Genomic DNA, 11,809 nt, shown 5'->3' on the forward strand with positions numbered 1-11,809 from the left:
AATCGAATCATAGTGTGGCGCGCGGCTGCCGTGGTCCGGGGCCTAAGGCCGTGGCGATTGGCCGCGTTCGCCTTCAGCCTGTCTTCAGGCGTGCTTCAGCCCCCCTTCAGCCTGCGCGTGCGCCATGCGTCCGGACGGTCCTACATTGCGGCCTGCCCCCTTGCGGGCATGACTGCATCAGCAACCAGGAGGACCATCCATGATGACTTTTCGCCATTCCCGCGCGTGGCTCGGCGCGGCCGGCATCGCCACCCTTGCCCTGGGCCTTGCGGCCTGCGGCGGGGGCTCGTCGGGCAGCACCAACCCCGGGCCGCGCATCTGGGGCTACATCCAGCTGCCTGACGGCAACAAGATGCGCTATTCGGTGGTCTTTCCCAAGGGGCCGGGGCCGTTTCCCGTGCTGATGGAGTACGACGGCTACGGATCGGGCTCGGTCACCGACCAGACCACCCAGGAATGGACCAAGGAAGGCTATGCCGTGATGGGCCTGAACGTGCCCGGCACGGGCTGCTCCACGGGCGAGAACCAGTGGGCCGACGCCTCCGTGGGCGCGGCCGGGGCGCACGCGGTGGAGTGGGCTGCGCGCCAGGCGTGGTCCACGGGCAAGGTGGGCATGGTGGGCTATTCATACTCGGGCTACGACCAGCTGTGGGTGGCGGCCCAGCGTCCGCCCAGCCTCAAGGCGATCGCGCCGGGCAAGAACGTGGCCGATCCCTACCGCGACGTGGCCTATCCGGGCGGCATCCAGAACATCGGCTTTCCCGCCAATTGGTGGGGGCAGTTCCCCGCGATATGGCGCAAGGCCGCCGAGGACGCCAAGGCGCTGGACGGCGATACCGGATGCGCCCAGGTCGTGGAGGACAACATCCGCAAGATCCAGCGCCCCGACCTGGACATGGCGCGCTGGCTGGACGAGGACCGCTTCTTCGGCGCCCGCTACGCGCGCAAGAGCGCCATGTACACCACGCACCGCATCGACATTCCCACGCTGGGCACCCAGTCCTGGCAGGACGAGCAGGTGGGCACCCGCATGGGCTACTACGAGGACAGCATCGCCCCGGACAAGATGTGGTTGATCAGCTCCAACGGCGACCATCACACCGACAGCGCCCCCTTTATTCGCGAGACCATGAAGCGCTTTTACGCGCGCTTTCTCAAGGGCGAGAGCAACGGCTTCGAGCACACGCCGCGCGTGCTGCTGGCGCAGGAAATGCAGTGGATGAACGGTGGGGGCGACTATGGGCAGCTGCGCCCCTCGGCCGTGGCCAGCTTTGACCGGCTGCCCGTGCGCGTCACGCCCATGACGCTGTGGCTGCAGCCGGGCGGCGGGCTGGGCGATGCGCCCCCGCAGGCCGAGCGCCAATCGGCCAGCTACCGCTACCCGCTGCCGGGCGCCGATGCCAACCATCCCGACGCGGACACCGAGTCCGGCGCGGGCCAATGGATGGCCAGTCCCGCCGGGCAGGGCCTGCTGCGCTTTACCACGGCCCCGCTGCCGCGCGCGCTGAGCTTTTATGGCGAGGCCTCGCTGGACCTGTGGCTCAGCGCCACGGCCGGCGACACCGATGTGCAGGTCACCGTCTCGGAGGTGCGTCCCGACGGCCAGGAGATGTTCGTGCAGCGCGGCTGGCTGCGTGCCTCCATGCGCGCGCTGGACGGCCAGCGCTCCACCGCCTTGAGGCCCTGGGGCGATTTCACCGAGGCCGCCGTGCGCCCGCTGCGCCCCGGCGAGCCCACGCTGATGCGCGTGGAAATCCATAAATTCGCCCATGTGTTCCGCGCGGGCTCCAGCCTGCGCGTGACCCTGGACACGCCTTCGCAGACCGGGTACTGGGCCTTCGACCATCTGTCCACGCCTTCGACCAACACCGTCTGGCTGGACCGCAGCCGGCCGTCGAAGATCGTGCTGGGCCACATCGCCTATGCCCATGAGCGGCAGCTGCCGGACTGCCGGCGCATGCTGCGCCAGCCCTGCAGGCCCAACGAGGAGGCCGTTCCTTCCGGCGTGGGCCCCCTGCCGCCGCTGTGACTTCGTGCCCCGGTGTTGACTATGAATGAACGTTCGTTCATCATTCGGGGCATGAAAAAGAAGGAAGACATCAGCGAGCGCAGGGCCCTCATCGTGCAGGCGGCCCTGCAGTGCTTCGTGGAGCGCGGCTTTCACTGCACCAGCATGCGCGACATTGCGCAGGCCGCCTCGGTGAGCCTGGGCAACCTGTACAACCACTTCGACGGCAAGGAGGCCTTGATTGCCGAGGTCGCCACGCAGGAGCAGACCGAGCTGCTGCCCTTGCTTCAGGCGCTGGAGCGGGCCGCAGCCCCTTCGCTGCCGGTGGTGGCGCAATTCCTGGCCGCCTACCAGGCGCTGTGCCGGCAGCGGGAATGGGCCGTGCTCAGCGCCGAGTGCCTGTCCGAGATCGCGCGTTCGCCGGGCCTGGCGCCCGCCTTCGAGGCCAACCGCAGGTGCATGCTCGACGGCCTGGCAGGCTTCATGGAGCGCGGGGCGCAGCAGGGCCTCTTGCGGCCCGCCGTGCCCGTGCGCCTGGCCGCGCAACTGCTGCTGGATGCCGTGGAAAGCGATGCGCTGCGCTTTGCGCTGGGGGTGACGCCGCAAGAAGAAGCGGGGGCGGATGAAGGGGTCGATGTGCTGCATCCCGCCTTGCTGGCCTGCCTTCTTGGAGGCGAGGCACGGGGAGACGCGACATGAGGCATGCCACCGGCAGGGGCGCCCGCCTGGCGGGGCTGGACCTGGCGCGCTACCTCGCGCTGGCAGGCATGGTGTTCGTCAACTTCAAGCAGGCCATGCATCCCGCGCTGCAGGAGCCTGGCTGGCTGCTGTCGTTCTTCCATTTTCTGGAGGGCAAGGCCTCGGCCACCTTCGTGGTGCTGGCGGGACTGGGCCTGGTGCTGGCCACGCGCTCGCTGGAGCCGGCCACGGCGCGCCTCTGGACACTGCGCCGCGCGCTGTTCCTGCTGGTGGCCGGTGGCATGAACCTGGTGATCTTTCCGGCCGACATCATTCACTACTACGCGGTCTACTTCGTGCTGGCCATCGCCTGGCTGCAGGCCGGCGCAAGGGCGCTGCTGGCCGGCATGGCGGCCGTGGCCGTGCTCTCCGCCTGGGCCTTGCTGCAGCTGGACTACAGCCAGGGCTGGGACTGGGCGAGCCTGTCCTACCAGGGCCTGTGGGAGCCGGCCGGCTTTGCGCGCAACCTGCTGTTCAACGGCTTCCATCCGGTGCTGCCGTGGTTTGCGTTCTTCCTCTGCGGCATGCTGCTGGCGCGCCTGCCGCTGGCCGAGCCGCGCGTGCAATGGGGTCTGGTGGCTGCGGGTGGCGTGATGGTGGGATTGGCCTGCGCCGTCTCGGCGCTTGCGGCCCGCAGCGCTTGGGCGCCCTGGCTGGGCACCGGCCCCATGCCGCCCGGCCCGGCCTACCTGCTGATGGGCCTGGGCTGCGCCAGCATTGCCATAGGCGCCTGCCTGCGGCTGGCCGACCGCTGGCCCGCTGGACCGTGGCGTGGCCTGCTGCCGGCCGGGCGCATGACGCTGACCCTGTACCTGGCACACATCCTCATCGGCATGGGCCTGCTGGAGGCCATGGGCGCGCTGGACGGCTCACGCAGCCTGCGCGAAGTGGCCGTGGCCGCCGCGCTGTACGTGATCATCGCCAGCCTGGCCGCCTGGGCCTGGAGCAAGAAGGTGGCGCAGGGGCCCGTGGAATGGGTGATGCGGCGGCTGACGGCACTGGGCTGACGCAGTCTTGCAGGGCGATGGCCCCGGGCCTGCGGCGTTGGCGACCCTGCTGTAAGATAGCCCTCCGCTCCGGGGTGCACGCCAGTGCTGAGATCCACACCCGAGAACTTGAACCGGGTCATTCCGGCGGAAGAAGAGCCTGCACCCCTGCGTGGCCGCCCATGCGCCACGGCCGGGGGAGCCTTCGGAGCATCACGTCCCAGCTCTCGAAGGAATTCCATGGACAAGGCCCGGCCCCAGGCGGCTTCTCTGGTCGCAGACCTGCTTGCATTCATCGCCATGGACGGCTGCACCGACGAGCAGTTCGATGCACTGGCCCTGCGGCTGTTCGCCTACCAATACGAATCGAATGCGCCGTTTCGCAGCTTCTGCCAGCGGCGCGGCGCCACGCTGCGCAATGTGAAGACCTGGAGCGACATTCCCGCCGTGCCCATCGATGCGTTCAAGGCCATGGAACTGCGCAGCGAGCCGGCCTCGCCCGCGGAGCGCGTGTTCATGACCAGCGGCACCACGGGCCAGGCCAAGGGGCTGTCTTCGCGCGGGCGCCACTTCCATCCCGCGCTCGATGTCTACGATGAGTCGATGACGCGCAACTTCGCGCAGCGCTTCATGGCCGGGCACGAGCGCCTGCCCATGGGCATCCTCTTTCCCGACGAGCAGGCCATGCCCAACTCTTCGCTGGCCCACTACCTGGCGCTGGCCAAGACGGAATTCGGCACTCCCGACAGCCGCTACTTCCTCACCCCCGACGGCCTGGACATGCCCGGCCTGTGCGCCGTGCTGGAGGAATCCGAGCGCAGCGGCCGCCCCTATGCGCTGCTGGGCGCCAGCTTCAGCCTGGTGCATGTGATGGACGCGCTGCGCGAGCAGGGCCGCAGCTTTTGCCTGCCGCCGGGCAGCCGCATCCTGGACACGGGCGGCTACAAGGGCCAGTCGCGCGAGCTGCCGCTGGAGGACTTCTACGCCGACCTGTCCCGGCTGCTGGGCGTGCCGCGCAGCCACTGCATCAACATGTACGGCATGACCGAGTTGAGCACGCAGTTCTATGACGACGGCAATGCCACGCTGCCCTCGGTCAAGTCGGGGCCGCACTGGATACGCTCGCGCCTGGTCGAGCCCGTCACCGGCCGCAGCGTGGCGCCCGGCGAGCGCGGCATTCTCGTGCACTGCGACCTGGCCAACTACAACGCGGTCACCACCATCCTCACCGAGGACGTGGGCCTGTGGGCCGGCCATGGCGAGAACAGCGGTTTCCTGTTGCTGGGGCGTGCCGAGGGCGCAGCGGCCAAGGGCTGCTCGCTGGCGGTCGATGAATTCGTGAAGGCCGCTGCTGCATGAACATCGAGCGGATCACGGCCGGCTACCTGCCCGAACTGCCTGGTTTGCGCGAGGACGAGGTGCAGTGGCATGTGCTGCCCTTCGAACGCGGTGGCGTGCGGCTGGAAGTCTCCGTGCCCCTGCTGACCGGCCCGCAGATGCATGCGCTGGCAGCCCATGTGCGCCGTGCCGCCGACCGCCATCTCAGGGCCATGCCCGTGGCCGAGATCATCGACGCCATCGACCGTGCCATTGCCCGCCTGCTGGACCGCAGCGATCCCTATCGGCGCCAGGCCGAGGCCTGGCTGCCCGTGGTCAGCGGCTATGACGCCGACATGGTGCGCCTGGGGCTGACGGGCTTCTTCAAGACCTTCCGCGCCGCGCAGCTGCGGCGCTTCGTGGCCGAGGACTTTGCCAACCCGGCCGTGCTGGACGGCTTCCAGCCCGCGCCCAAGGGCGGCGCGGTGCGCGCCTTCGGGCCCGACCTGCTGATGCACAGCTGGGCCGGCAATGTGCCTGCGCTGTCCCTGTGGAGCCTGGTCTGCGGCCTGCTGGTCAAGGCGCCCGCCATTGGCAAGCTGGCCAGCGCCGAGCCGCTGTTCGCGGGCTGGTTCGCACGGCTGCTGGCCGAGGTGCATCCGCCGCTGGCCGATTGCCTGGCCGTGGTGTGGTGGAGCGGTGCGGGGGCTGTGGATGGGGCGGAGGGCGCGAATGGAGATGCCGCCGCCGCGCTCCACGCCGAGGCCGACACCGTGCTCGCCTACGGCGGCAACCAGACGCTGCAGGCGCTGCGCCAGCGCCTGCCCGTGACCACGCGCTTTCTGCCGCATGGCCACAAGCTGGGCTTCGGCATGGTGGGCGCTGCCGCGCTGGACACGCTCAAGGCGCCCGCCGTGGCGCGGCTGGCGGCCTGGGACGTGATGCGCTACGACCAGCAGGGCTGCTACTCGCCCCATGTCTTCTACGTGGAGCGCGGTGCCCCCGTGCCGCCGCGTGCCTTTGCCGACTACCTGGCGGCCGAGCTGGCCAACCTGCAGCGGCGCTTTGCGCGCCGGCCGTTGGAGCTGGAGGAGGGCGCCGCCGTGGCCCGCTGGCAGCAGTCCGTGGAATGGTCGGGTGACGAACAGCAACTGCTGGGTCCGGTGGACGCGCCCTGGAGCGTGGCGTACAGCGACAGCCTGCAGCCGCTGGCGCCCACGGCCCTGTACCGCACGATTGCCGTGGTGTGCGTGGACCGCCTGGATGACGCCGTGCCCGTGGTGGCCGCGCAGCGCGACTACCTGCAGACGGCCGGCATTGCCGCCTCGCCCGAGCAGCTGTACCGCCTGGCCGGCCTGCTGGGCGCGGCCGGCGTCACGCGCATCAGCGCCATCGGCTCCATGAGCATGCCCGAGGCCGGCTGGCACCATGACGGCCGCTTCAACCTGCTGGATCTGGTGCGCATGACCGAGATAGAGCAATCTGCCGAGGCGGCGGCGCAGCCGTTTGCGCCGTATGCGGACTGACATGGCGAACCTGCAAGAGGGGACGGACGGGGCTGCAACCATGGCGTTTCTCGATGTCGAGCAAGTGGTCTTCACCTACCCTGGCCGCCCGCCCGTGGTGGACGGCGTGGACTGGCGCGTGCAGGCCGGTGAGGTCCACTGCCTGCTGGGCCGCAGCGGCTGCGGCAAGACCACCTTGCTGAAGCTGGCGGCGGGGCTGCTCAGGCCGCAGTCGGGCCGTATCCTGCTGCGTGGCGCCGAGCTGGCCGAGCCCGGCCCGCAACTGGGCTTCATGTTCCAGGCGCCCACGCTGCTGGAGTGGCATACGGCGCTGGGCAATGTGCTGCTGCCCGTGTCGCTGCAAAGGCGCCCCGCGCCGCAGGACGAACAACGCGCCCTGGCGCTGCTGGAGCAGCTGGGCCTGGCCAGCCACGCGCAGCGCCATCCGCGCCATCTCTCGGGCGGGCAGCAAAGCCGCGTGGCGCTGGCACGGGCGCTGGTCCTCGATCCGCCGCTGCTGCTGCTGGACGAGCCCTTTGCCGCGCTGGACGCCATCACGCGCGCCGAGCTGCAGGACGACCTGCTGCGCACCTGCCGCGAGCGCGGCACCACGGTGCTCTTCGTCACCCACGACATCAACGAGGCCGTCTACCTGGGAGACCGCATCGCCCTCATGCACGGCGGGCGCATCGTGGCCGATATGGCAGTCGATCTGCCCGCGCCGCGCACCCAGGCCATGCGCCACGGGCCGGCGTTCAACGAACACTGCGCCCGCGTGCGCGCAGCCCTGGACAGGACGGCGGCATGACGGTGTCCTTGTTCCATGCCCGCCTGCTGGCCGCCGCGCTGGCGCTGGTCCTGCTGGGCCTGTGGGAGCTGCTGGTGCGGCAATGGGGCCTGTCCGCCCTGGTGCTGCCGGCGCCCTCGGCCATTGCGGCATCGCTGTGGACGGGGCTGGCCACGGGCTATTTCTGGCCGCACATCTGGGCGACGCTCCAGGCCCTGCTGCTGGGGCTGGCGGCCGGCAGCGCGATCGGCCTGCTGGCGGGCATGGCCCTGGCTGAATCCGAGCTGCTGGAGCGTGTGCTCAAGCCCTACGTGGTGGTCAGCCAGGTCGTGCCCAAGCTGGCGCTGGCGCCGCTGTTCGTGCTGTGGTTCGGCTTCGGCATGCTGCCCACGGTGCTGATCACGACGCTGATCTGCTTTTTCCCGCTGATGGAAAACACCTTGACCGGCCTGCGCCAGGTCGATGCCCAGCGGCTGCAGCTGTTTCGCATGCTGGGCGCCACGCGGCTGCAGACGCTGCTGCGCCTGAAGCTGCCCACGGGCCTGCCCGCCATTCTTGCGGGCCTGCGCGTGGCCGTGGTGCTGGCCCTGGTCGGCGCCGTGGTGGCCGAATTCATGGGCGCCAGCCGGGGCCTGGGCGCCGTGGTCATTGCCGCCCAGGGAATGATGGACACCACCCTCATGTTCGCCGCCCTGGTGCTGATCGCCGCCATGGGCCTGCTGCTGTACCAGGCCTGCCTGGTGCTGGAGCGCCGGCTGCTGCGCTCGCGCGCCGCCTGACCGTCCTGAACACTTCCGCAACCTTTTCCCCAAGCGCCATGCACACACCGCAATCCCCCTTCCTCACCCGCCGCAGCCTGCTGGGCGCCTCTGCCGGTTTTGCCGGCCTGGCGCTGGCCGGCAATTGCCTGGCCGCTCCTGTGCAAGGCAAGATCCGCCTGGCGGGCTGGAGCAAGCCCATCAGCGAGATCACCAACATCCTGGCCGAGCCCGACAAGGGCTTCTTCAAGGCCCAGGGCGTGGAGCTGGCCTACCTGCCCGGCGCGGGCGGCGGCGACGCCATCCGCAACATGCTCAGCGGCCAGGCCGATGTGGCCTTCACCGACCCCGGCTCCTTCTTCATGGCGCTGGACAAGGGCGAGAAGCTGGTCGCCATCTACGACATCTACCCGCAGAACGTGTTCAACGTGGTCTCGCTCAAGTCGGCCGGCATCCGCAAGCCGGCGGACCTCAAGGGCAAGAAGATCGGCGTCTACAGCCTGTCCAGCGGCACGCGCCAGAACCTGCTGGTGATGCTGCACCAGGCCGGCCTCAAGGAGTCGGACGTGACCATCGTCGTCACCGGCCTGCTCAACTTCGCGCCGCTGATGCAGGGCCAGGTCGATGCCACGGCCGCCACCGACACCGGCCTGGCCGTGGGCCTGCGCAAAGGCATTGGCGAGGTCGATGTGATGCAGGTGCGCGACCACCTCAACATCTCCAGCGACATGTTCGTGGTGCGCGAGGACACGCTGCGCGACAAGAAGGACCTGCTGCGCGCCTTCCTCAAGGGCTACCGCGACAGCGCCGCCTGGATGATGGCCAACCCCGATGAGGCCGCCACGCTGGCCGGCAAGCACGCCATCGACGGCACTCAGCGCGATATCAACCTGGACGTGATCCGCCTGCGCAATGCGTCTTCGCAGCCGCTGCAGGCCGGCAAGCCGCTGGGCAGCTTCGACCTGGCCGCCCTGCAAAAGGGCGCCGACGCCTACCGCGCGCTGGGCATGGTGCAAAGGCAGATCAAGGTGTCCGACGTGGTGGACACCAGCCTGCTGCCCGGGGCCTGAGATGGCACAGCCGTCTTCCCTGGGACTGCAAGGCAAGGTGGTGCTGGTCACCGGCGCCGGCCGCGGCATAGGCGCGGCCATTGCCACCGCCTTCGCGCGCGAGGGCGCCCTCGTGGCGGTCAACCACCTGTCCAACGACGCTGCCGCCGCCCGCACCGTGGCGGCCTGCCAGGCTGCGGGCAAGCAGGCCGGAGGCGATGCCTGGGCCATCAAGGCCGATGTGGGCTCGCAGCCTGCCGTCCAGGCCATGGCCGAGGCCATCGCGCGCGAGGCCGGCGCCATCGACATCGTGGTCAACAACGCCTTCAGGCCCTATGCCTTCGATCCCGAGCGGCGCAGCCGTTTCGACGACCTGGACTGGAGCGACTACCAGGCCCAGTACGACGGTGCCGTGGGCGCGGCCTTCAACGTCTGCCGCGCCGTGCTGCCGCAGATGCGCCAGCGTGCGCGGGGCAGCATCGTCAACATCGCCAGCAACCTGGTGGAGCACCCCGTCGTGCCCTACCACGACTACACCACGGCCAAGGCCTCGCTGGTGGCCTTCAGCCGCAACCTGGCCAGCGAGCTGGGGCCCGTGGGCATACGCGTCAACTGCGTGGCGCCGGGCCTGGTCTATCCCACGCAGGGCACGCAGGACACGCGCGAGTCCTTCCGCGAATCGCTGATGGCCGCCACGCCGCTGCGCCGTCTGGCAAGCCCCGAAGACGTGGCGGGGCCGGTGCTGTTCCTGGCCTCGGAACTGAGCGGCTTCATGACGGGACAGGTACTGTTCGTCGATGGCGGCCTGGTGATGCGCTGAGCCTGTTCTAGAACTGCTCCCACTCATCGGTCTCGGCCATTCCGGCCGCCGTGGCGCGGCGGGGTGTTGCCGCCTTGGCGGGCAGCGCCACAGGCGCGCTGGAGGCCGCAGCCGCTGCCGCGCGCAAGGGCTTGGCGGGGCGGGGCACGGCAGGGGCCAGCGCTGGAGACGGCCTGGCGGTCTGTGCGCGCGCCAGACCGGCCGCTGCCACCGGCGCGGAAACGGCCTGTGCCCGGGCATCGCTCTCATCCAGGCGGAATACGCTGACCAGCTGCACCAGCTGCGCGGCCTGCTTGTTCAGGCTGTCGGCAGCGGCGGCGGACTCTTCCACCAGGGATGCGTTGTGCTGCGTCACCTGGTCGAGCTGCTGCACGGCGTCGCTGACCTGGGTCACGCCCTGGGACTGCTCCTGCGTGGCGGCACCGATGTCGGAGATCAGTTCGGCCACGCGGTGCGTCTGGGTGACGATGTCGTTCATGGTGCTGCCGGCCTCGGCCACCTGGCGGGAGCCGGCGGCGACCTTGCCCACGCTCTCGCTGATCAGGCCCTTGATCTCCTTGGCCGCATTGGCGCAGCGCTGGGCCAGGGAGCGCACCTCCGAGGCGACCACCGCAAAGCCCTTGCCCTGTTCCCCGGCACGCGCGGCCTCCACGGCGGCATTGAGCGCGAGGATGTTGGTCTGGAACGCAATGGCGTCGATCACGCCGATGATTTCCCCGATCTTGCGCGAGCTGTGCGTGATGTCCTCCATGGTGCTGACCACGCCATGCACCACCTCGCCGCCGTGCACGGCCGTGGCGCTGGCCGACTGGGCCAGGCCCGAGGCACTGCGCACCGTGTCCACGTTCTGCTGAATGGTGGCGGTCATCTGCTCCATGGAGGCAGCCGTTTCCTCCAGGTTGGCGGCCTGCTCTTCCGTGCGCGCGCTCAGGTCGGCGTTGCCCGAGGCGATCTGGCTGGCGCCCGTGGCAATCGATTCGCTGCTGTGGCGCACCTGGCTGACGATGCCGGCCAGGCTGGCGCGCATGGCCTCCAGGCTGGCCAGCAGGCTGGTGGTATCGCCCCGGCGCAGCTGCACGTTCACCGCCAGGTTGCCCTTGGCCACTTCCTGCGTGACCTGGGCCGCGTAGGCCGGCTCGCCACCGAGCAGGCCCTTGATGCGGCGGGTGATGGCCCAGGCCACCAGCGCACCCAGCAACAGCGAGGCCAGGGCCAGCGACAGCATCTGCCGGCCGGCGGCCAGCGATTTGCCTTCGGTGGCCTGGGCCGTTTCCGTGGCACGCACCTGCTGGTGGGCCAGCATGTCGTTGATGGCGGCAAAGAACGCGTCCTGCTGCTTGCGGAACTCTCCGCTGCTGCCCAGCATGGCCGAGACGGTGGGCAGGTCATGCCGCATGGCCGCGGCCATGAACTGGTCCAGCAGCGGCAGGTAGGCGGTGCGCGCATTCCTCATGCGGTCGTACAGGGCGATGCCCTGCGGCGTGGTCAGTCCCTCGCGGAACTGCTCCATGAGCTGGCCTATCTTCTGGCGCTGCGTGTCCAGCGTGGCCTTGGCCAGGGCCTTTTCCGCAGGGTCTTCGATCAGCGCCAGACTGCGCACGCCGCGGAAGATGAACTCCACCGAGCTCTTGACCTCCACCAGCCTGAGCAGGCTGGTGATGCGCGTGTCGGCCAGGTAGGAGACATCGTCCGAGGCCTGGATCAGCCGCGCTCGGCCCAGCAGCGCAATCGACAGCGCGATGAGGATGAGAACCGAGAAACCCAGACCCAGCATGGAGCCCGTTTTCATATTCTTCAGATATTTCATGCGTCTTCCTTTGCGTCCTACTTTGCATGTTGCT

At 69.5% G+C, this 11,809-nt stretch carries 10 protein-coding genes; 9 read left to right on the top strand and 1 reads right to left on the bottom strand.

Translation table 11 applies throughout. The annotated features are described in order from the left end of the window. Window positions 1-199: 199 nt before the first annotated feature. From ACRSCF_RS11020 to ACRSCF_RS11060, 9 genes are all read left to right on the top strand, one after another. The gene (locus tag ACRSCF_RS11020) at window positions 200-2,029 is read left to right on the top strand and encodes a CocE/NonD family hydrolase (protein WP_244388034.1); all 1,830 of its coding nucleotides are present in this window, start codon (window positions 200-202) and stop codon (window positions 2,027-2,029) included. Between the two features lie 51 nt (window positions 2,030-2,080). Continuing rightward, entirely contained in the window at window positions 2,081-2,707 is a 627-nt protein-coding gene (locus tag ACRSCF_RS11025) for a TetR/AcrR family transcriptional regulator (RefSeq protein WP_432675757.1), read from the top strand. Continuing rightward, window positions 2,704-3,753, top strand: a complete 1,050-nt coding sequence (locus ACRSCF_RS11030) for a DUF418 domain-containing protein (protein WP_244388035.1) — start codon at window positions 2,704-2,706, stop codon at window positions 3,751-3,753. Before ACRSCF_RS11025 ends, ACRSCF_RS11030 begins: the two co-directional genes overlap by 4 nt. A 219-nt stretch (window positions 3,754-3,972) precedes the next feature. Next, on the top strand, window positions 3,973-5,091 hold the full coding sequence (locus ACRSCF_RS11035) for a long-chain-fatty-acid--CoA ligase (protein WP_034367620.1): 1,119 nt from the start codon (window positions 3,973-3,975) through the stop codon (window positions 5,089-5,091). Then, window positions 5,088-6,575 carry an acyl-CoA reductase gene (locus ACRSCF_RS11040; protein ID WP_244388036.1) on the top strand — a complete coding sequence of 496 codons (1,488 nt, stop codon included), beginning with the start codon at window positions 5,088-5,090 and terminating at the stop codon, window positions 6,573-6,575. Before ACRSCF_RS11035 ends, ACRSCF_RS11040 begins: the two co-directional genes overlap by 4 nt. A 1-nt stretch (window position 6,576) precedes the next feature. Then, on the top strand, window positions 6,577-7,362 hold the full coding sequence (locus ACRSCF_RS11045; RefSeq protein WP_016453238.1) for an ABC transporter ATP-binding protein: 786 nt from the start codon (window positions 6,577-6,579) through the stop codon (window positions 7,360-7,362). Beyond that, the gene (locus ACRSCF_RS11050; protein ID WP_324623122.1) at window positions 7,359-8,120 is read left to right on the top strand and encodes an ABC transporter permease; all 762 of its coding nucleotides are present in this window, start codon (window positions 7,359-7,361) and stop codon (window positions 8,118-8,120) included. The genes ACRSCF_RS11045 and ACRSCF_RS11050 overlap by 4 nt, the downstream gene beginning before the upstream one ends. Before the next feature lie 38 nt (window positions 8,121-8,158). Further along, window positions 8,159-9,169 (top strand): ABC transporter substrate-binding protein, encoded by a 1,011-nt coding sequence (locus tag ACRSCF_RS11055; RefSeq protein ID WP_126312081.1) that lies wholly within the window; start codon window positions 8,159-8,161, stop codon window positions 9,167-9,169. A gap of 1 nt (window position 9,170) precedes the next feature. Beyond that, window positions 9,171-9,968 (top strand): SDR family oxidoreductase, encoded by a 798-nt coding sequence (locus ACRSCF_RS11060; protein ID WP_154834033.1) that lies wholly within the window; start codon window positions 9,171-9,173, stop codon window positions 9,966-9,968. 7 nt (window positions 9,969-9,975) lie between these two features. Here the strand turns inward: ACRSCF_RS11060 and ACRSCF_RS11065 are convergent, their stop codons facing one another. After that, window positions 9,976-11,775, bottom strand: a complete 1,800-nt coding sequence (locus tag ACRSCF_RS11065; protein ID WP_034367622.1) for a methyl-accepting chemotaxis protein — start codon at window positions 11,773-11,775, stop codon at window positions 9,976-9,978. Window positions 11,776-11,809: the final 34 nt, after the last annotated feature.

Origin of the sequence: Delftia sp. 11MD, assembly GCF_050907895.1 — a bacterium.
Taxonomy (GTDB): Bacteria; Pseudomonadota; Gammaproteobacteria; order Burkholderiales; family Burkholderiaceae_C; genus Comamonas; species Comamonas tsuruhatensis.

Coding starts and splice junctions, on each gene's coding strand:
- ACRSCF_RS11060 (WP_154834033.1), top strand. CDS start 9,171: ATGGCACAGCCGTCTTCCCTGGGACTGCAAGGCAAGGTGGTGCTGGTC.
- ACRSCF_RS11020 (WP_244388034.1), top strand. CDS start 200: ATGATGACTTTTCGCCATTCCCGCGCGTGGCTCGGCGCGGCCGGCATC.
- ACRSCF_RS11050 (WP_324623122.1), top strand. CDS start 7,359: ATGACGGTGTCCTTGTTCCATGCCCGCCTGCTGGCCGCCGCGCTGGCG.
- ACRSCF_RS11065 (WP_034367622.1), bottom strand. CDS start 11,775: ATGAAATATCTGAAGAATATGAAAACGGGCTCCATGCTGGGTCTGGGT.
- ACRSCF_RS11035 (WP_034367620.1), top strand. CDS start 3,973: ATGGACAAGGCCCGGCCCCAGGCGGCTTCTCTGGTCGCAGACCTGCTT.
- ACRSCF_RS11040 (WP_244388036.1), top strand. CDS start 5,088: ATGAACATCGAGCGGATCACGGCCGGCTACCTGCCCGAACTGCCTGGT.
- ACRSCF_RS11030 (WP_244388035.1), top strand. CDS start 2,704: ATGAGGCATGCCACCGGCAGGGGCGCCCGCCTGGCGGGGCTGGACCTG.
- ACRSCF_RS11055 (WP_126312081.1), top strand. CDS start 8,159: ATGCACACACCGCAATCCCCCTTCCTCACCCGCCGCAGCCTGCTGGGC.
- ACRSCF_RS11045 (WP_016453238.1), top strand. CDS start 6,577: ATGGCGAACCTGCAAGAGGGGACGGACGGGGCTGCAACCATGGCGTTT.
- ACRSCF_RS11025 (WP_432675757.1), top strand. CDS start 2,081: ATGAAAAAGAAGGAAGACATCAGCGAGCGCAGGGCCCTCATCGTGCAG.